Here is a 17553-nt window from a genome sequence, read left to right on the forward strand (position 1 = left end):
GCACGTTAGTTGCGCGCCTGCTTAAGCCACGCCTTCGGCGAAATCCCGCATTGCGATTTAAATGCGCGGGAGAGCGCCGACTCGCTGCCGTAGCCGGCTTCTTCCGCAATCAACTTGAGCGACTGCCCGCCCTTCAACCATTTTTGTACCAGGCCGATACGCCAGCGTTGCACATAGTTCGCTGGCGTTTCCCCCACCGCTTCGCGAAATAAATTGGAAAACACACTGCGCGACATACCCGCCACCGTTGCGAGTGATTCCACGCTCCAATCTTTTTCCGGCTCCTGATGTATCGCCACAATCGCGCGGCGCAATTGCGGGTGCGCAAAACCCGCGAGCAGGCCGACCTGGGCGCTGCCGTTTTCCATCAATTGCCGCAAGAGTTGAATCAATACCACTTCAAACAACCGATCCAGCACCGCTTGTCGGCCACAGTTACTCGCCTCGGCTTCGGCAAACAACAGCGTCAGGATCGACACGCTATCGGGCAGTTGCGACAGCGGGATGCACACGCAAGCGGGCAGGGCAGTGGCGAGAGGGTTGGCCGCGCCGCCTTCAAACGCAATATGCGCGCACACAAAATCGGCACCCCACTCGCTGTCCGTGACAAACCGGTGCGCGGTAGGGCGGGGATAAAACAGCAGGGTCGGTTCTTCCAGCGTATGGGCGCGGGTGTTGCCGTGCCACACCTCCGCTTTGCCCCTCTTCAACAGATGCAATTGGCCGTAAGGGTCTGTCCCATCCAGCGTGTTAATACCGCACAGCGGGCCGGTTTGGAAGGTGCGGGCACTGACTGAAAAGTGGCCCAGCAGGGCAGCGAGTCGATCCACCATAAAATACGATCCGTCAAAAATTGAAGACAAACTGTATCAATTCGTATTGGAGATTGCCAGACAATGCTCCTCGTCAACACGCAATACCCAAATCACTCACCACACTGAATGTAAAAGGAAGCAAAGTCATGAACAAATTTACGCGTACCCTCATCGCCACCTTAGCCGTTGCCGCATTGCCGCTCATCTCCATCGCCGCCGACGCATCAAGCAAGGTTGCCCGCACCGCCAGCACCGTCACCACCCAAGACGGCGTGGAGCTGTACTACAAAGACTGGGGCCCCAAAAATGGCCAGGTCGTGATGTTCAGCCACGGCTGGCCGCTCAACTCCGACAGTTGGGAATCGCAAATGCAATTCCTTGCCGAGAAAGGCTACCGTGTGATTGCCCACGACCGCCGTGGCCATGGCCGCTCCAGCCAGCCCTGGGACGGTAACGACATGGACCATTACGCCGACGACTTATCTGCCGTGATCAAAGCCCTCAAGGTGAAAGATGTAACCCTGGTAGGCTTCTCCACCGGCGGCGGCGAAGTGGCACGTTACATCGGCCGGCACGGCACCAAACTCGTGAAAAAAGCCGCACTGATCAGCGCTGTACCGCCGATCATGGTGAAGACCGAGTGGAATCCCAACGGCGTACCCATGTCGGTGTACGACGGCATCCGCGAGGCATCCAACAAAGACCGCTCGCAACTGTACCTGGACATCGCCTCCGGCCCCTTCTTTGGGTTTAACCGCGAAGGCGCCAAACCGTCACAAGGCATGATCCAATCCTTCTGGAGGCAGGGCATGATGGCCGGTGCAAAAAATACTTACGACTCCATCGCCGCGTTTTCAGCAACGGATTTCAGAGAAGATTTAGCAAAATTTGATGTACCGACTTTGGTGGTACACGGCGACGACGATCAACTCGTACCGATTGAAACCACCGGCAAAGCCTCAGCCGCGTTGATCAAGAATTCAAAATTGATCATCTACAAAGGCGCCCCGCACGGATTGGCAGATACGCACAAGGAGCAGTTGAATCAGGATTTGTTGAATTTTTTGCAGAGTAAATAAATCGGTAACAGCGACATAAAAAAGCCGGCGTACATGCGCCGGCTTTTTTATTTTATAACGCAACCCGCTGAAACGAATTAACCGCGCCGCGCCGCTTCGATAGTGGCGATGTCGATCTTCTTCATCTCCATCATGGCATTAAATGCGCGTTTTGCTACAGCAGGGTCCGGGTCGGTGACGGCTTGTAGAAGTGCAATCGGCGAAATTTGCCAGGAAATACCCCATTTGTCTTTACACCAACCGCAAGCGCTCTCCGCGCCACCATTGTTGACGATGGCATTCCAATAGCGATCCGTTTCCTCCTGATCAACCGTGGCCACCTGAAACGAAAAGGCCTCGCTATGCGTGAACGCCGGCCCACCATTCAGGCCCAGGCACGGAATACCCATGACGGTAAATTCCACCGTTAACGCATCGCCTTCCTTCCCCGACGGATAATCACCCGGCGCGAAATGCACCGCATTAACAGAAGAATCAGGAAATGTCGCGGCATAGAAACGCGCGGCTTCTTCCGCGTCACCGTTGTACCAAAGGCAGATGGTATTTTTTGCTGGCGTGGTCATATCGGCTCTCCATAGGGGTTTGAAAAAATAGGGGCGTGAAAAAATTAACGCGGTTGTGTAACAATCAAACGGTTTGTGAATCAGGATACTTCGCATCACGTTGGAATATATCACTATGACACGAGAATCTTCTGAAAATCTGTTAAGTGCGCACGCTGTAAAACAGAATGTTTATTTGAGCCTGGTTGTCGCGAATTTGCTCTTTGGATGGCTCCACCCCGAGCATATTGTGATTGCTGCAGTTGGCGCTGCTTTTTTTACTGTGTCTGGATTGGTTGGCCTGCGGGGGGATTAGCGGTTTTGGGAAGGGCGCTCATCGGGTGTGAGGCGGGGCAATCCGAACGAGTTGCCCATAGGGTTCGGCTTATAGTTTCTTCAGCTTGCTTGATGCAATATCCAGATACTCCAGCACCATTTTATTCGCCGCAGACTCCGTATACAGAATCACATTTTGCGCGTCGATATTGGTGATGATGTAACGCGTTAAAATCTTGGTGTTTTCAAAAAATCCTTTCTGCTCAATTTGCGCCATCGCTTTTTGGGCTTGCTCCTGCGTGTCATAACGCAAATAGGCAATCCCTAAATGAACCTCAGCTGTTGCTGATAATTCTCTAAAGTAAATATCGTGGGATTGAATATCAACCACTTCCTTTACCAAGGCATCGCCCAGCGATTTTTCCAGGTAGGCTTTTTTGTTATCGTTTTTGGAGTAAACCTCTGAAATTTTAATGTCATCATAATGGGATAGTAGGTAGGCTTTTAAGCCTTCTTTAATATCTACATTCGCTTGAGTGTGGGGTGCGTCTTGTGCGTTGCAAGAGAGTACGAGAAAGCATAGTGCTATAAAGCAAAAAGCTCCTTTGGCCATAAAATTATCCAACCCCTGTTGTCCTACCGATACCATTTTTCATTTATCTGTGAAAGCAGGATCTCCGTCTTCACTTTCATTTTCTTTTTTGTCGAAAATCCTTTCTGGATTGCCAATGGATTGGGGTTCCTTGTCTTCGTTGTGTGCGGCGTCTTCAAGAAGCTTGCGCATCTTTTCTTTGATCTCTTTCACGCTTTTCTTTGCCATTATTAAACCAACTTCTTACAGATGTAGTGACTGAACCCCTTAGCTTAAAAAGCAGGATGAATAACCTAAAGAGGGGAGGGATAAACGAAAAAGCCCGAGCGAAAGCTCCGGCTTTTTATTGTTTTAGAATCTCATCGTACGGCACATGATTGCTGCCTTCTTGCCAATTGCTTTCATAAAGCGTTTTAAGCTTTCCAGCTATCTCACCCACCTGAACTGAAAGATCCGCTGCATCGTCGGCTAACTCATCGTTATCAGAATTAATCTGTTCGTGCAGCTCATCCAATTCCTTGTCAACGAGGCGAATCAATGTAGCGAGTTCGGACAAAGAGAAGTTCATTTACGCCTCCGCAACTAATTTTGTAGCAACTTGATCAAGTAGCATTAAGAATTTCTTTAGGGGCATGTCCCAGTTAGGTCTCAAAGAATAATGTGTAGCATTATGGCGTGGATTGAAAGAGTCTTTAGTGATTACTAACCCATGAGGAATGTCTGTGCCGGCAGGTAAGCGATAATATTTCCATTTGCTGTTAGGGACTCCCAGCGCGTCAAATAATGACACCCCTCCGCTGGTAGCTTTGGCCCATGTTGTACCGTTTTTCTCATAGGTATCTATATCGGGTTCCCTTCTTTTACCATTAGAAAGAAGGAAAGCTTTGAGGATAGGATATAAAACCGGATTGCCTTTTTCTGCTGGCTTTTGGCCTCTCCACAGGTGAAGGTTTAGAGGAAACTTGCTATCAAACAACTCCCCAAGCGCTCGTTTATTAATGAAGTAGCTATCTTCCTTCTCATCAGCATTCTTCACGTGTTGCTCCTTATCTACGGCGGAATAGTAAGATCCGGTAACACTATTTTTCGAAAGGCGTTAATAAATAGGCCGGAGTCACATCCAGAGCAATGGACAATCGCTCAATGTTATAAATTGTGACGTTCTTCTCCCCCCGCTCCAGCATTCCGATATAAGTGCGATGCACTCCGGCATATTCCGCAAGCTCTTCCTGGGAAAGCCCAAGCTCCAGCCGTTTGCGTCGAACATTGGCCGCGAATACGTTAACAAGTTGGCATTGATTAGGTTGTGTAGGCATTCGCCAACTTTGCTAATTTGCATACTATAGTTCTACATACTATGATTAGCAAATAATATATATAAGGACGGATTTAATATGTTGGATATAGAGACAAAAAGGAAGATCGACGGACAAGAGCTATCACTCAGGCAGGAGTTTCTGAACCTTTGCGATGAGTTTTCTGAGTTTAATGACTATTGTGCTTTCTTTTGCGAATCGGTAAGTCTTAATGTCGCGCAGTGTGATTCGGCAGATAAAGCTTATGCGCAAGGAGTGAGGCGTATGTCTCGGTCGATCAGTGATAAGGCGCAACTGTTTGATGAGTGGTTGCAGCGAATTAATTGTCGCTTATAAATATTATATCGAAAGAGACTTGATGACTGCTTTCGGCCAAAAGCGGACCTTAAAGTGTCTACAGTTGGTGGGTAACACGGATGCCTAACGCCGTGCTCTGGGGCAAACCGAAGCGCAGCGTAGGATTGTCCCTAGCAGCACTTTGTTAGCCCAACTGACTCTCAACAAGCTGCCCGCTTTTAAAAATATAAGTGCCGTTCTTCGAGGACATCTTACCCCCACAACTAGGACAATTTTCTTTTGAGGAAATAGCCCCGTTAATGGTGATATCCATTGAGCCAATATTTGGAACCATATCGCCCTCAATACCGCAATTTTTGCAGGTCAATTTTACTGAGGGAACATCTCTAGATTTTGTTGCGACAAAACCCATGGCTTCTGGAATAACATAGTGTCCCAAACAAGGCTGCCCTCGGCTAACCGAAACTTCACGGTAGGTATTAGTCACTCCACCGATAAACGCTAGAATTTCATCGAAGTTTTGACCATCCTTAAAACCTATCCAGTAGTTCCCGTTATCGTACCAATATTCCTTTCCGGCAACACAAATAGCTCGTATATGTGCAGAATCATCACCGTATATTTTTCGATATCGCTCAGCCTCATTTAATTTATTGCCACTAAGGTCTGAGCCAAGAGCAAATACTACCGATCTTACTTTTTCTATAGTGTGGTGCTTTTCCTTTCCATCTTCACCTTTCACGCCAGGACGGTAACCAAAATTTTGCGCTATGTTTTTTGCGCTCTCATGGGCCATCTTAAGCTCAGTGGCATTTAATTTTGTTTTAACTTCGATGGTATAAAGGACAGATTCTATAGGAAAAATACCAACTTTTTCATCCATCAAAATCGGCGGCAGTATTGCCCTATTGTATAGAACAATGTCTACTTGTCCCGACAGCTTGCCACTGTAGCTATCTATTATCTGTCCAGTTCCCACTCCAATGTCAGCGGGCAATAATGGTTTAAACAGCTGGCCAATCAGCACCTCAAGGACTGTACCCTTTACCCCTTGATGTGAAAAACCTGACGCAGCTTTTGCTTGAGATATGGCAGATACAATTTTAGATCTTAGTAGGTCCTGATACTGATTTTTTACAGCCATGTCTAAATTTCCGAAAAGGGCTAACACCGCGCTCTGCGGCTATTTTGGAGGCGCAGAATGCGCCGGAAAAATTGTCCGCAGCAGCGCATTGTTAGCTGACGGGCTCGGTAAGAGTTACTGAATCGCAGACCACGAAGCAATCATCAAATACTAACAGTTTCGCGTTTCCTGTAGGCCGGTATGAGGCCACGTAGTTCGCTTTGATTAGCCCCGAGACCACATTTTGGTACTCCTCAAGCAGACACTTTGGCCCATGAGCCAGCTGACCGTAGCCTCCTTGGCAGAAGTCTATGAAGTTTCCTGCGTGGTTCGTATGCACGTAGTCAGATAACGGGCGCCAACCCCCAAAGATCTTTTGGTGGCTCTCCCAAAGCCTGCCCAGTATCTCGTGCCTGTTTTTCGGTGCGCTTGAATAGTAAAGGTACCCGTGAGGCTCATTGTGATTCCACAGCAAGGGATGCTCTTCTATGAATGATATTCCCCCGACAGAGGACGGCTGAGCAGAGCTTTCCTTGACCCCATGGCAAGTGATTTGGAACTTGCGGACGGTATTGGCTTCCCTCCAGCAGTCGCACTGGAATCGGATTACCAGGTCATTAGTGAAGTCAACAGCCGTGATGCGGCCGTTTAGGTCTTCATATAGTTCTTCTTCTAACTCCTCAATGTCCATCTGGCTCCTCTGTCCACCGCCGAACATAGCTAACGTTGAGCGCAGGGGCGCGTTGTAAGTTGCGCATGTGCGATAAACTTAGCGCAGCGATTCGCTAAATGCGCGACTTGCAATGCGTCCAGCAAACGAAGTTTGCGAGCCTGGCGCGATTTGTTATGCATTTATAGTTACCGCAGTACAAATTACCCAGCCCGACAAACCGTATGATGTTGATATAGATATAAACTTCAAATTCTTTTGTTGTGATTCAGAAAGAAACTCTGTTTCTGATTTGAACAGCATAGGAAGCCCCCATTTTTGGTAATTAAGAAGTGATTTTTCAAACTTCTTATAGAACTGAGTTGCTTCTATTTCCGCAAACTCTAAGACGATATTACCTTCCAAAACATTTTCAAAGAGATGACCAACAACACCACTAAAAATTACAGTTCCTTCTCTATTGCCGTGATGCTCTTTCAGTTTTAAGGCTATTTCCTTGAGCTGGCAATTTACCGTGTACTCAAAGATATTAAAATCATGGAAGCTTCTCATGCTATTCCTGCATAACGCTCCACACATGGGCGCGAGTTTACGAGCGTCCCGCCGACGCTTGCGGCGGCGTAATGGTGTGGCTTGTTATGTTTACTCACTTACCAAATACCTGCTCACACCTGACTTAATTAATTGTTGCCCCAGGCTTTGGAGCCCTAGAGCAGCACCTTTTTTGAATTCAGCTTTAATTGATTCGACTAACTTCACAGAAGGGTTCAATGCAGATGGCTTTTGTAGCAGCACAAGCCCCTTGTTGCTGAGTACAACCCCCTTAAATTCATGTGGAGGGTTGTGTTCTTGATATCGAATATACTGCTCCTCTTGAAGCCAAACTGTCGTGCTCGTAAGGCAATTCAAAAATTCCAGTTCGCCACCTTCCTCTGTTGGGTCTTCCGCTCCTTTAGGAATCAACATTGAACCAGTTTGGGTAATTAGTTCTCGAATGGCAATGTCAAACGAATCGAAGTCAACTTTCTCAGGGAACAGGCTATATAAATGACTAAGTATAAATAAAGTAGCGTTGTTAAAATTTTCAATGTTCTGTTGATTCATTTATACGGACTCCATTCTGCCGAACATAACGCTAAGTTCAGCCGCAGTTTGTAAGTAGCGCATTTGCGAAAAACTTCGCGTAGCGATTCGCTAAATGCGCTACTTACAAACTGTCGAGTGGAGGCGAAGCCGTAACGATGCTGCAACGCCTTGTTAAAAATATTTTCTTAAAATGTAATTGTATAGCGAATACTTGTTTTTGGTGATGGATTTTCACATATATAGTCAAAACTAAGATCTGCTTTTGAGCTGTTAGGTGGCACTGCTATTTCAATCTCAGAAGGGATTCCGCTTTTGCGAACGAAAATTTGACCACTAAAATTACCATTTTGATCATAGAACCCAGAAGACACGTTAAACAGCTTACATTTGTGCTTGTTTTGTGAAATAGGTGTTACCTGATATATGGTTGCCCAAGATTCTGTTGAGCGTTCAATAATGAAACCAAGCTTCTTTGCTTCCTTTACGGTTATTGATTGAGTATTGATTGGAGATGTTCCAAAAGAAGCGCTTGAGATCAGAACGAGTATTACCGAATAAAGGTATTTCATTTTTCGCCCTTTTTAACGCCGCTATATGCGGCAAATTTGAAGTGGAACGATTTTGCGCTAGCGTAGCGAAAAGCGCAAAATTGAGCCACGGAAAATTTGTCCAGCCCGCTTGCGGGCGATGCATGATGGCCTTGTTAGGGCTTGACACTAATTTAAACCACATATACCTTAACGACTGAGCGCCAGGTTAGGAATGTTGATTTCTAGCAGCTGGTTAGAGCCGCGCCTCGGGGTACGACAGGGGCAGCAATTAGCGTTTAAAAGCCGATGGCTTTTGCGCTGACGGTTTTAACTAGCCAATTGGTGCCTCTATGCCACTAACCCAACGCCATTTCCATTCCTTTCTGATATTACTCCTAGCGATCTTTTGCTTCGTAGTTGCTTCCTTCCTATTTTTTCATGGAATAAAACTGGGAATTGGCCTATTAGCGCCCGGTTACTTTCTGGTTTTGCATTCATCGAGCCTACTGCGAAGGGGCCGAAGCTGAGCGGCCCTAACGCCCCGCGCATGCGCGCGAACTTGTGAGCGTCGCAGGGGCCGCAGGCCCCGAATGACGCGGTTTGTTATAGGCCACGATTAAGCAGCCTTGGATTGCTTTTAGCAAGCAAAAACGATGCATCATCAACAAAAGGCCATACCTCGAAATTACCTGCTTTAAAAAATCTTTCCTGTTTTCTATGGCAGCCAAGTAATCTCTCAAATAGGTTATAGACTATTGGCCTACTGCCAGGATATGAAATTTTTGGCCAACGGTACTCCTCATCACTGTGTAAGAAAAGTATCCAAATTGCGATTTTACGCTTCCCTTCTGCAGGCAACTGCCATTCATCTCTTAATTTATGCTTGCGTATGTCACAGTAAAACGGCCAGAGCGAATCCCAGACCGCGTCAATTATTGGGTCCTTCGAGTCAGGCTTTGCATCTTCGAAGTCAAAATTGTAGATTTGTCCGGTCACGAAATGACGAGCAATTTCAGCAGCTTTATCTCGGGCAATTCGATCTATCATAGTGGCCTATAACGCCCGCATTTGGGGCCGTAGTGAAGCGCAGCGGAACGGAGGTCCCTGCCCCATAGGGGCGAACAACATGCGCTTGTTATAGCTTTCATTAGTTCAATTTTGCTCTGTACTTCTCACGGACAGACTCTAAATCAATGGCTATACCCTTTGCTTTCGATCCATCCCAATTGCTTGGATTTAACCAATGCTCACTCTTATACTCACAGATTTCGGAAAGCTCTCTATCAAGATGCCTAATAGGAATTGCGGCTGCACTCCAACACCTTGATAATTGAGCTTCAATTTCCTCATTTCGTTTATCTTTTTCGAGGTAATGATTTACATAAATACAAGTTTCGGTAAGAGCATGAGAAACAGACCTTAAGGCGTTGTCAGCAACTTCTCGCTTATCCTTAGATGCATTTCCAATAGCTGGAATAAGAGAAACTAATCTCTCTACTACCCACTCAATTGCCATTAAAACCTCCGATGTATATTTGGGTTGAGCTATAACGTTAAGTTCAGCGGCAGTTTTTTTGTTGCGCTTTTGTGTTACACACAATGAGCACCGCGAATGCAAAAGCGCAACAGAAAAACTGTCCAGTGGAGCGAAGCGGAACGAGGCTGCAACGCCTTGTTAAGCGCTTTCATACTCTGAGATTAAAACCTCAAATTTTCTTTCAGTTGAAATATGTAAAAGCAATGTGTTTTCCAGATTTTCAACTTCGTGCATAGCAAATTTTTTACAAAACTCGAAAACTTCAGACAGAGATTCATTTTCATGCCAAGTAGTCATAACAAATGACTCCGCAGGAATTTCTTGATATTCAAACTTTTCTAGATTTGCAACATCTACGGAGTCGTCCCACGAACTGCAATTATTGCCCCACGCCAGCATATAGAGACAACCGGAATTCACAAGCCATTCGCTAACTTTTGTTTGCCATTCTTGAGAAACGGGAGCCTCACTAACAAGAACACACTTGAAAGGACGCATGTAATTAATATTTGGCAATAAATCATTGTTTTGTAATTGTAGATATTCCATTTTCATGACTGCTTAACGTTCAAAGCAGCGGCCGAGCGTAGCGAGGTCCAGGCCCGCAGGGCCGGTGCTGGCTTTGCTTGTTAGTTTTAGTGACGATTTATGAACTCTTCTATCCAATTTGAACTTTTCTCGTTATTAAGATAACTGTCAATTTCGGCTCTCATCGCCTCAAATTCTTTCTCTGCTTCATCGCGAGAAGAAAGGAAAGTAGTATGAAAAAACTCTCCATATACTCCGCTGGTAATAGAATATGGGGCCGTAACGCCGTCTGATTCAAGTGTGAGTCGAGCCCCTTCAGCATGCACCTCGTCCCTGATTATGACGCCATCTTCGCTACCTGTTGTTCCAATAGTCTCACCTGACTCAAAAGCATTCCACATGTTGATTCCTCGGCAAAACTAACATTTTAATACTGCGCATGCGCGTTATCCCTCCTCAGACCATTTTTAACATTCGCATTGAAATCTTTGAATGTAAAAGCATTTTGGCTGAATCTGTTGATATACATTGGAAAGCAAACTGTGCATGCGCGTTTTCCGCCCGACCGAATGCGCAATATCATTCCTTCGAGCCCCTCAAATCACTGACTATAAAGGCATTTTTGTCTTTGCGGAAGTGGTTATTGAGCAACGTAAAGACGCTAAATGAGCATCCTCTTGCCCTCAGAATAGATATGCTGTACATATATACAGCATCCGTCTTCGGAAGGAGTCTTTGCCATGTTAGCAAAAGCCAGTCCATTCCTGGAAAAGATACGCGGGGAGATCAGGTTAAGGGGTTATAGCCTCCGTACTGAGAAATCCTACTTGTTCTGGATAAAGCAGTTTATTTTGTTTCACGGTAAGCGGCACCCTGAGAGCATGGGTGCTGAAGAAGTGAAGGCATTTTTGTCCTGGCTTGCGGTTAAGAGAGGCGTAGCTGTCAATACCCAGAAAGTAGCCTTAAATGCCTTGGTATTTCTTTATCACAAAATCCTAAAGCAGGATTTGAGTGACATGGGATTTAGCTTGGCGACAAAACAGAGGCACCTGCCATCCGTTTTGACACCGGCAGAAGTCGCTTTGATATTGCAACATCTTGGGCCTCGGCATCGACTGATTGTGGAATTGCTGTACGGCAGTGGCTTGCGAATCACAGAGGCACTTCGGCTCAGAGTCCAGGATATTGATTTTTCCCACCATGCCATTACGGTACGCGACGGGAAGGGAAACAAAGATCGGCAAACCTTGTTAAGTGAATCAGTCGTTCCACCGCTGAAGGACGCGATTGAAAAGGCATTGACCCTTCAACAAGGCGATAACAAATTAGGTTTAGGACCATCCCTTCCTCATCGTTTAGGCGTTAAATTTCCCAATGCCTATAGGTCCCCGGCATGGATGTTTATCTTTCCTGCCACGGGCTTTTGCACTCATCCCACGACGGACGTTACCTGCCGACATCATCTTCACGACTCCGTTATTCGCAAGGCGCTAAAGAAAGCGGTAGCGCTGGCGGGTGTCGATCAAAAGCGTGTCTCCTGCCATACCTTCCGGCATTCCTTTGCAACTCATCTATTGCAATCGGGTTGCGATATTCGCAATCTTCAAGAGTTGTTAGGCCACAACGACATAAAAACAACACAGATTTATACCCATGTACTCGGACGACACTTTATTAATATCAAAAGCCCAGCCGATCGATTAGCCCTGCGGTAGGAAGCGCTAATAGCCACACCCCGTATCAGGAGACACACTGATAGCCCCATCACCATGAGGGTTTTATCATGCCAACAAGTCATTTCAATCATCATACTCCCTGGAACAAAGGCAAGCTCATCGGTCAAAAGCCCCCGCTCAAACTCCAGGAAATTTGGTCCATTCGCGTCAGGCTTGAAATAGCACATAGGCATCGAGATTTAGCGTTATTCAACCTGGCTATCGATAGCAAACTGCGGAGCTGTGACCTGGTGAAACTCAAGGTTCAGGACATTGCTCACGGAGCCGGCATCCTCAAGAGAGCTTTGGTGATTCAGCAGAAGACCAAAAGACCGGTCCAGTTCGAAATTACGCCGCAAACGCAACAATCGCTACTCTGCTGGATCGGAAAGAAACATTTATCCAATCACAACTACCTCTTTCCCAGTCGCTCAAAGCCTGATGCCCACATCTCCACCAGACAATACGCCAGGGTGGTCAAATCCTGGCTAAGTCTTATCGGGTTATCGCCGGAAGATTACGGTACACATTCCTTGCGTCGCACCAAGGCCACCTTGATCTACAAGCGAACGAAAAACCTTCGCGCGGTGCAGTTGCTATTGGGACACAGCAAACTCGAAAGCACTATGCGGTACCTGGGTATTGAAGTTGACGACGCGTTGGAAATAGCTGAACAAACTGAGGTTTAATTTGATGCCACAACGGCACAGGGATTGTGCCAACCCTACCAAGGTGTCGAGTGAACTTAAGATTCAAAGCGTGATTCGCGCGACAATTCACTCAACGTGGCGCATTTGCTTCCAACTTCCGCTTTGGGCACAAAGCAGCCCCTAAAACTCACCCATAAGCCAAAAGCCAGCTAGCCATTATAAGGCCCAGTGATCATCTAGCCTTGCTAGCATATAAACTTCGAGGGAATACAATTGTGGAGAAGGCGGCATAAAGAAGTCACAAACCAATCATTCCCTTTTTCCCTGTTACGCGTTATTGCTTGCGAAGGGGTTGCTGTAGTGCCTGGCAATAATTTCTGTATTAAAGCCCATGGAAGACTCTTGTGCCAGTGGAGCGCCGAATTTTTTCAGAATTCTTTTGCATGGGTTTGTTGGTTTTAATGCGGGATCTTGGGGTGGGAAGTCAATTACACGGTATTACGGGTGTGTGGGGTTGGAGAGGGTTTGAGGGGGAGGGTTGTCGGATTACGCCGATGGCTAATCCGACCTACGGGTGGGGCGTGCAGTGCGGATTAAGGCTTAACTTTTCCTTCAATGGAATCGTCCAGCGTTTTGCCGGTCAGCGCGCCGATGGCCATTTTCACACCGGCCACGGCGAAGCCGTGTTTGGTATCCCAATAGTGGCCTTCTGTTGGCGTTACTTTAATAACAGAAATTCGCGGATCATCTTCACCTTCGGTGAACCAGGTTTTAAAGATGGGCTGCCACAGCTTTTTAATTTTGCTTTCATCACGCGATGCGCTGGCGACACCTTTTAGTACCAGAAAATCTGAATGCGCTGATCCTTGAAAATATAAAGTCACATTCGGATTAACGGCAATTTCCTGATCTTTATGGCTGTCATTCGCGCTTAGAAACCACAGGTTGCCTTCGTCATCTACTTCTTGTGCGCCCATCGGACGCGTACCGCTGGAGCCGGCAACTTGAAACGCCGTGGTAAAGAAGCAGCTCTCTGCCTTGTCGACAATGTGGCGGATTTTTTCGACCGCCGCCGTTCCGCTTAAATCTTCGTGGTTGTGTTCTGGTTGGTTTTTGTTGATGGAATCCATAATGACCTCGCACGTCGTCGCATGAAAAGGGCAGGCACGCAGCCCGCAGTAGCGTTTACCCTATAACAACTTGCAGCGGTAGACCGTGTGATAAATAACCGAGGAGGGTGTGCGGGTGCGATGTGTGGTGCGGCGTTAATTACTGGCGCAGCGGCGAGTTAGCCAGCAACGCCATCAATTTGCCCAGGTCCACTGGCTTTACCAGGTGGCGATCGAATCCGGCTTCGGCGGATTTGCGGCGGTATTCTTCCTGACCCCAACCGGTCAGCGCAACGATCAATACCGTGTCCGCCCAGGCATTTTCGCGAATGCGTCGGCAGGCGTCGAAGCCGTTTAATTTAGGTAAACCGATATCCAGCAGGATCACATCCGGCCGCTGCTGTTCTGCTGCCGCGACGGCTTCCTCTCCATCGTGAGCCATGAACGTTTGATTGCCGGAAAGCTCGAGCACTTGCGCCAGGGTTTGCGCGCTATCCCGATTATCATCAACGATCAGAATACGCGTTTCGGCGTTTGCTTCTTTGATATTTTCTGTCTTGGTAAGCGGCAGGGTTTGATCAATCGTGATGGGTAAACGAACGATAAATTCGCTGCCTTTGCCGAGCCCTTCGCTGCGCGCGTCAATGCGGCCTTCGTGGAGTTCGACCAGTCGCTTGGCCAAGGTAAGGCCAATGCCCAATCCACTTTGCGAGCGCTCCAGGGATTGGTCAACTTGCAAAAACATCTCGAAGATCGATTCGAGCATATCGGGTGGAATACCGATGCCGTTGTCCTTGACGCTGATGGTGACCCACTTGTCCCGCCGCTCAACAGTCAGATCAATTTGGCCGTGCTGGCCGGCAAATTTACAGGCGTTGCTCAACAGATTGCTGACCACTTGGGTCAACCGGACGGCATCGCCATTCAGGTAAATGGGCTCAGAGGGCAGCGTTAAGTTAAACGTATGCTTGGCCGATTCAAACAGCGAGCGTGAGGTTTCGACAGCTTGCTGAATGACGGCGGCTAATTCGATAGGCTCGCGCCGCAGTTCCAGTTTGCCGCGGCTGATGCGGCTCATATCCAGCAAGTCATCAACCAGCCGCACCAAATGCACCAACTGCCGGTCGATGGTGCCGGTGGCTCGCTCCAGCATATCGCGGTTGCCATTGGCAATTTTTAATACGGCGGCGGCATTGCTGATAGGGGCAAGAGGGTTGCGTAACTCGTGTGCCAGGGTCGCGAGGAACTCATCCTTGCGTTGGTCTGCTTCGCGTTCGCGTTGTTCGCGGCGGCGCAATGCCATCAGCGCGATCCACATCAACGCTACCACCGCAATGATCAGCATGGCTGCGCCCAGGGCGCGGCTGGTGCCCTGGTCAAAGAAGCCGAGCTCGTGACCTTTGGTGCGCAGCCAGATAAAGAGCGGAATAATAATGATCAGAATGGGTAATACCGTTCGCGCCATGGTGCCGGCACTGGAACGCTCACACAACAACAGCATGGGGTGATACTGGGGCACATTCACAATCACGCTAACCGTCAGGGCCAACAGCATGGTTGCAGTGGGCAGCGCAATCGCAGAAAGCCAGGGGATTGCATAAAAATTGCGTGCACCGAACAGGTAGCCCAGGAGCGAAAACACCATCAGCAGCACAACCATCAGCGACAGGGGAGGAACATAGCGACGCACTGCGTCGTTGCGCATGCCAAGCAACACGAGCGAGAACCCGATAAACATAAAAGAGATGGAAGCGGGTAAGCCAAAACGGCCCGGCTTGAAGCTGGCCTTGTGGCCCCACTCGCGCCCGAACAGTAACTGATGATTAAACCCGAAGTCGGCGCCGGTTATGTATTGCAACAAGTTCAGCGCTCCACCCAGCGCCACAAATCCGCCAAGCAACAACGGTAACTTTTTGTAACCATATTGAAATAACAGTATGGCCGCACCAGCGCACGCAATTAACACGGCGGTGTTGGGTTGTGTAGAAATGTTATCGCCTAGCCAATCCGTAAGGCGCGGAACGTCAAATACCCAGCCACTCAAGGAGGCGATGCCGCCAATAAGCGCATAGAGCCCCAACAGGGTAGAAACCCGTTTCAGGGGGAGCGGGTCGACAGTGGTGAAGGGTGTGGGCATGTGGGTCTCTTACAAATACCTGGGTAGAGCCATGCACAACGCGGAGGACAGTTTCACTTCTCAAGACATGCACGGATTGGATATGGCGCGCCCAAATATACATTGAAGTCTTAACCTTATTCAATTCTGTGCATTTTTTGGGCTTCGTTCTGTTCGGCGGGTAACTGTGGCTGCGAGATTGGCAGGAGTCAAAAAACCGGAGTGTTCCGGCTTTTACATCAATATGATTGGAGAGAATGAAAGCGCACCCGGGTCTTACTGTTAAGGGCGCTCATCCGAAACTCGTTCCCATTGCTCTTCGTAGCCACTGGATCGAAAGTACGACATTAGAGTAATAATGATCTTTTCGAGGATATACTCGCTATTATTCCCGGATGTCGTATCCTCGATATTCGATTGGTCAACCATCCGCCAAAAAAACTGCGCTAGGTAAGTAGCCTCATCTGCGTTCCTGATTGCATCATTCTCAATGATCCGTTTTGCCGTTACATCATTAAGAAGCTCCGCATAATGCAAAAGCGTTTCTTTCTCTTGGGGTAATCTATAAGGGATCATTTGAACACCTTCGTGCCGTCGCGAATAATGGTCATCAAACTGGTTATGATTTTGGTGATTTATTCAGTATTGTAATTCTCTTCTTGACCTAAAGCTAACTTGAGGTTTTATAGTGCCGCCTAATTTAATCAATAGCGATGGGAGACACTAATGGAGCGCCAATTGAAGAATATCACCGCTTACCTCAACCACATTCAATATGACGGTGCGCTCACACCTACCTTCGATACGCTTTACCAACTGCACCTTCAACATACCCAATCTATTCCTTTTGAAAATCTATCTTCCTTTACGGGAGCGGCCGTGCCCTTGAGTATTCCGGCCTTGCTGGAAAAATTCACTATCGCCAGGCGCGGTGGTTATTGTTACGAACAAAACGCCGTGTTCCAGTATGTAGTGGAGCAGATTGGTTTCAAGACGATCGGCCTGGCGGCGCGTGTGCGATTAAATGTAGCGGAGGATGTGATAACGCCGCGCAGCCATATGCTATTGCTGGTGGAAGCCAACGGCGAACAGTGGATTGCCGATACCGGTTTCGGCGGCATGACCCTGACCGCGCCGATTCGGTTCGCTATCAATGACATTCAACACACACCGCATGGGCAGTATCGCCTCACGCGCGAACACGCGCTTTACCGCCTTGAGGCGCGCATCAAAAACCTGTGGACAGCGCTCTACGTGTTCGATTTGACCGCGCACGTCGCGGCAGACTATGAGGTGTGCAACTGGTATGTGTCGACGCACCCCAGCTCCCATTTCGTTACCAGCCTGGTGGCCGCCCTCCCGGAAAAGGCAGGGCGGCATGTACTGCATGGCACACAATATTCTTTCTATTCCTTAACGGGCGAAGCGGACAAGCGGCAACTCAGTTCTGTTGATGACATCAAGGGTGTGCTTGAAGACTTATTCCGCATTCGCACTGCCGGGGTGGTGGGGCTGGATGAGCGTTTGGAGCGGCTGGTTTCAAGCACGGGGGCTGAAACCAGTTTGCGGTGA

23 protein-coding genes are annotated in these 17553 nt (G+C 48.1%); 4 read left to right on the forward strand and 19 right to left on the reverse strand.

All coding sequences use genetic code 11. The features are described 5' to 3' along the window. Positions 1–5: 5 nt before the first annotated feature. Positions 6–833 carry an AraC family transcriptional regulator gene (locus ACSV5M_RS10170; protein ID WP_439175982.1) on the reverse strand — a complete coding sequence of 276 codons (828 nt, stop codon included), beginning with the start codon at positions 831–833 and terminating at the stop codon, positions 6–8. A 128-nt stretch (positions 834–961) separates the two neighbouring features. Between ACSV5M_RS10170 and ACSV5M_RS10175 the strand changes: the two genes are divergently transcribed. After that, the gene (locus ACSV5M_RS10175) at positions 962–1894 is read left to right on the forward strand and encodes an alpha/beta fold hydrolase (RefSeq protein ID WP_439175983.1); all 933 of its coding nucleotides are present in this window, start codon (positions 962–964) and stop codon (positions 1892–1894) included. A gap of 77 nt (positions 1895–1971) precedes the next feature. Here ACSV5M_RS10175 and ACSV5M_RS10180 read toward each other — a convergent pair whose 3' ends face one another. The 15 genes from ACSV5M_RS10180 to ACSV5M_RS10250 all read right to left on the reverse strand — a co-directional run bounded on the left by ACSV5M_RS10180 (position 1972) and on the right by ACSV5M_RS10250 (position 10792). Continuing rightward, positions 1972–2457, reverse strand: a complete 486-nt coding sequence (locus ACSV5M_RS10180; RefSeq protein ID WP_439175985.1) for a VOC family protein — start codon at positions 2455–2457, stop codon at positions 1972–1974. 364 nt (positions 2458–2821) lie between these two features. Continuing rightward, a complete protein-coding gene (locus ACSV5M_RS10185; protein WP_439175986.1) occupies positions 2822–3325 on the reverse strand; it encodes a hypothetical protein in 504 nt (167 codons plus the stop codon). Between the two features lie 39 nt (positions 3326–3364). Then, positions 3365–3532 carry a hypothetical protein gene (locus ACSV5M_RS10190; protein WP_439175988.1) on the reverse strand — a complete coding sequence of 56 codons (168 nt, stop codon included), beginning with the start codon at positions 3530–3532 and terminating at the stop codon, positions 3365–3367. Positions 3533–3647: 115 nt separating this feature from the next. Then, positions 3648–3872 (reverse strand): hypothetical protein, encoded by a 225-nt coding sequence (locus tag ACSV5M_RS10195; RefSeq protein WP_439175990.1) that lies wholly within the window; start codon positions 3870–3872, stop codon positions 3648–3650. Next, positions 3873–4340: a hypothetical protein gene (locus ACSV5M_RS10200; RefSeq protein ID WP_439175991.1), complete on the reverse strand. Its 468-nt coding sequence runs from the start codon at positions 4338–4340 to the stop codon at positions 3873–3875. It abuts the gene before it with no gap. A 43-nt stretch (positions 4341–4383) separates the two neighbouring features. Then, positions 4384–4620, reverse strand: coding sequence for a helix-turn-helix domain-containing protein (locus ACSV5M_RS10205; RefSeq protein ID WP_087466929.1), 237 nt, complete (start codon positions 4618–4620; stop codon positions 4384–4386). 481 nt (positions 4621–5101) lie between these two features. After that, positions 5102–6061, reverse strand: a complete 960-nt coding sequence (locus ACSV5M_RS10210; RefSeq protein ID WP_439175993.1) for a DUF6602 domain-containing protein — start codon at positions 6059–6061, stop codon at positions 5102–5104. A 91-nt stretch (positions 6062–6152) separates the two neighbouring features. After that, positions 6153–6731 carry a hypothetical protein gene (locus ACSV5M_RS10215; protein ID WP_439175995.1) on the reverse strand — a complete coding sequence of 193 codons (579 nt, stop codon included), beginning with the start codon at positions 6729–6731 and terminating at the stop codon, positions 6153–6155. A gap of 153 nt (positions 6732–6884) precedes the next feature. Beyond that, complete coding sequence (locus ACSV5M_RS10220; RefSeq protein ID WP_439175996.1) at positions 6885–7262, reverse strand: hypothetical protein; 378 nt, start codon at positions 7260–7262, stop codon at positions 6885–6887. A gap of 90 nt (positions 7263–7352) precedes the next feature. Continuing rightward, complete coding sequence (locus tag ACSV5M_RS10225; RefSeq protein WP_439175998.1) at positions 7353–7814, reverse strand: hypothetical protein; 462 nt, start codon at positions 7812–7814, stop codon at positions 7353–7355. Positions 7815–7981: 167 nt separating this feature from the next. Further along, positions 7982–8365 carry a hypothetical protein gene (locus ACSV5M_RS10230; protein ID WP_439175999.1) on the reverse strand — a complete coding sequence of 128 codons (384 nt, stop codon included), beginning with the start codon at positions 8363–8365 and terminating at the stop codon, positions 7982–7984. A gap of 564 nt (positions 8366–8929) precedes the next feature. Then, entirely contained in the window at positions 8930–9373 is a 444-nt protein-coding gene (locus ACSV5M_RS10235) for a hypothetical protein (protein WP_439176000.1), read from the reverse strand. Positions 9374–9473: 100 nt separating this feature from the next. Then, the gene (locus ACSV5M_RS10240) at positions 9474–9842 is read right to left on the reverse strand and encodes a hypothetical protein (RefSeq protein WP_439176001.1); all 369 of its coding nucleotides are present in this window, start codon (positions 9840–9842) and stop codon (positions 9474–9476) included. A 159-nt stretch (positions 9843–10001) separates the two neighbouring features. Continuing rightward, positions 10002–10412 carry a DUF7684 family protein gene (locus tag ACSV5M_RS10245; RefSeq protein ID WP_439176002.1) on the reverse strand — a complete coding sequence of 137 codons (411 nt, stop codon included), beginning with the start codon at positions 10410–10412 and terminating at the stop codon, positions 10002–10004. Positions 10413–10498: 86 nt separating this feature from the next. Then, positions 10499–10792, reverse strand: a complete 294-nt coding sequence (locus ACSV5M_RS10250; RefSeq protein ID WP_439176004.1) for a hypothetical protein — start codon at positions 10790–10792, stop codon at positions 10499–10501. Between the two features lie 339 nt (positions 10793–11131). Here ACSV5M_RS10250 and ACSV5M_RS10255 point away from each other — a divergent pair, with 339 nt between their 5' ends. Then, positions 11132–12106 carry an integron integrase gene (locus ACSV5M_RS10255; protein ID WP_439176006.1) on the forward strand — a complete coding sequence of 325 codons (975 nt, stop codon included), beginning with the start codon at positions 11132–11134 and terminating at the stop codon, positions 12104–12106. A 68-nt stretch (positions 12107–12174) separates the two neighbouring features. Then, entirely contained in the window at positions 12175–12795 is a 621-nt protein-coding gene (locus ACSV5M_RS10260; RefSeq protein ID WP_439176008.1) for a tyrosine-type recombinase/integrase, read from the forward strand. A gap of 554 nt (positions 12796–13349) precedes the next feature. Here ACSV5M_RS10260 and ACSV5M_RS10265 read toward each other — a convergent pair. The 3 genes from ACSV5M_RS10265 to ACSV5M_RS10275 form a co-directional block, all read right to left on the reverse strand. After that, positions 13350–13886 carry a pyridoxamine 5'-phosphate oxidase family protein gene (locus tag ACSV5M_RS10265; RefSeq protein WP_439176010.1) on the reverse strand — a complete coding sequence of 179 codons (537 nt, stop codon included), beginning with the start codon at positions 13884–13886 and terminating at the stop codon, positions 13350–13352. Between the two features lie 139 nt (positions 13887–14025). Further along, entirely contained in the window at positions 14026–16002 is a 1977-nt protein-coding gene (locus ACSV5M_RS10270; protein WP_439176012.1) for a hybrid sensor histidine kinase/response regulator, read from the reverse strand. A 261-nt stretch (positions 16003–16263) separates the two neighbouring features. Next, positions 16264–16557: a hypothetical protein gene (locus ACSV5M_RS10275; protein WP_439176014.1), complete on the reverse strand. Its 294-nt coding sequence runs from the start codon at positions 16555–16557 to the stop codon at positions 16264–16266. 162 nt (positions 16558–16719) lie between these two features. Between ACSV5M_RS10275 and ACSV5M_RS10280 the strand changes: the two genes are divergently transcribed. Beyond that, positions 16720–17553, forward strand: coding sequence for an arylamine N-acetyltransferase family protein (locus ACSV5M_RS10280; RefSeq protein WP_439176015.1), 834 nt, complete (start codon positions 16720–16722; stop codon positions 17551–17553).

It is taken from the genome of Cellvibrio sp. ARAG 10.3, assembly GCF_051846955.1.
Taxonomy (GTDB): domain Bacteria; phylum Pseudomonadota; class Gammaproteobacteria; order Pseudomonadales; family Cellvibrionaceae; genus Cellvibrio.

Bases quoted from the DNA above. Each gene is read 5' to 3' on its own strand.
- ACSV5M_RS10275 (WP_439176014.1), bottom strand. From the start codon at position 16,557: ATGATCCCTTATAGATTACCCCAAGAGAAAGAAACGCTTTTGCATTAT.
- ACSV5M_RS10230 (WP_439175999.1), bottom strand. From the start codon at position 8,365: ATGAAATACCTTTATTCGGTAATACTCGTTCTGATCTCAAGCGCTTCT.
- ACSV5M_RS10255 (WP_439176006.1), top strand. From the start codon at position 11,132: ATGTTAGCAAAAGCCAGTCCATTCCTGGAAAAGATACGCGGGGAGATC.
- ACSV5M_RS10205 (WP_087466929.1), bottom strand. From the start codon at position 4,620: ATGCCTACACAACCTAATCAATGCCAACTTGTTAACGTATTCGCGGCC.
- ACSV5M_RS10175 (WP_439175983.1), top strand. From the start codon at position 962: ATGAACAAATTTACGCGTACCCTCATCGCCACCTTAGCCGTTGCCGCA.
- ACSV5M_RS10270 (WP_439176012.1), bottom strand. From the start codon at position 16,002: ATGCCCACACCCTTCACCACTGTCGACCCGCTCCCCCTGAAACGGGTT.
- ACSV5M_RS10220 (WP_439175996.1), bottom strand. From the start codon at position 7,262: ATGAGAAGCTTCCATGATTTTAATATCTTTGAGTACACGGTAAATTGC.
- ACSV5M_RS10265 (WP_439176010.1), bottom strand. From the start codon at position 13,886: ATGGATTCCATCAACAAAAACCAACCAGAACACAACCACGAAGATTTA.
- ACSV5M_RS10190 (WP_439175988.1), bottom strand. From the start codon at position 3,532: ATGGCAAAGAAAAGCGTGAAAGAGATCAAAGAAAAGATGCGCAAGCTT.
- ACSV5M_RS10240 (WP_439176001.1), bottom strand. From the start codon at position 9,842: ATGGCAATTGAGTGGGTAGTAGAGAGATTAGTTTCTCTTATTCCAGCT.
- ACSV5M_RS10235 (WP_439176000.1), bottom strand. From the start codon at position 9,373: ATGATAGATCGAATTGCCCGAGATAAAGCTGCTGAAATTGCTCGTCAT.
- ACSV5M_RS10180 (WP_439175985.1), bottom strand. From the start codon at position 2,457: ATGACCACGCCAGCAAAAAATACCATCTGCCTTTGGTACAACGGTGAC.
- ACSV5M_RS10225 (WP_439175998.1), bottom strand. From the start codon at position 7,814: ATGAATCAACAGAACATTGAAAATTTTAACAACGCTACTTTATTTATA.
- ACSV5M_RS10245 (WP_439176002.1), bottom strand. From the start codon at position 10,412: ATGGAATATCTACAATTACAAAACAATGATTTATTGCCAAATATTAAT.
- ACSV5M_RS10210 (WP_439175993.1), bottom strand. From the start codon at position 6,061: ATGGCTGTAAAAAATCAGTATCAGGACCTACTAAGATCTAAAATTGTA.
- ACSV5M_RS10260 (WP_439176008.1), top strand. From the start codon at position 12,175: ATGCCAACAAGTCATTTCAATCATCATACTCCCTGGAACAAAGGCAAG.
- ACSV5M_RS10170 (WP_439175982.1), bottom strand. From the start codon at position 833: ATGGTGGATCGACTCGCTGCCCTGCTGGGCCACTTTTCAGTCAGTGCC.
- ACSV5M_RS10195 (WP_439175990.1), bottom strand. From the start codon at position 3,872: ATGAACTTCTCTTTGTCCGAACTCGCTACATTGATTCGCCTCGTTGAC.
- ACSV5M_RS10185 (WP_439175986.1), bottom strand. From the start codon at position 3,325: ATGGCCAAAGGAGCTTTTTGCTTTATAGCACTATGCTTTCTCGTACTC.
- ACSV5M_RS10215 (WP_439175995.1), bottom strand. From the start codon at position 6,731: ATGGACATTGAGGAGTTAGAAGAAGAACTATATGAAGACCTAAACGGC.
- ACSV5M_RS10250 (WP_439176004.1), bottom strand. From the start codon at position 10,792: ATGTGGAATGCTTTTGAGTCAGGTGAGACTATTGGAACAACAGGTAGC.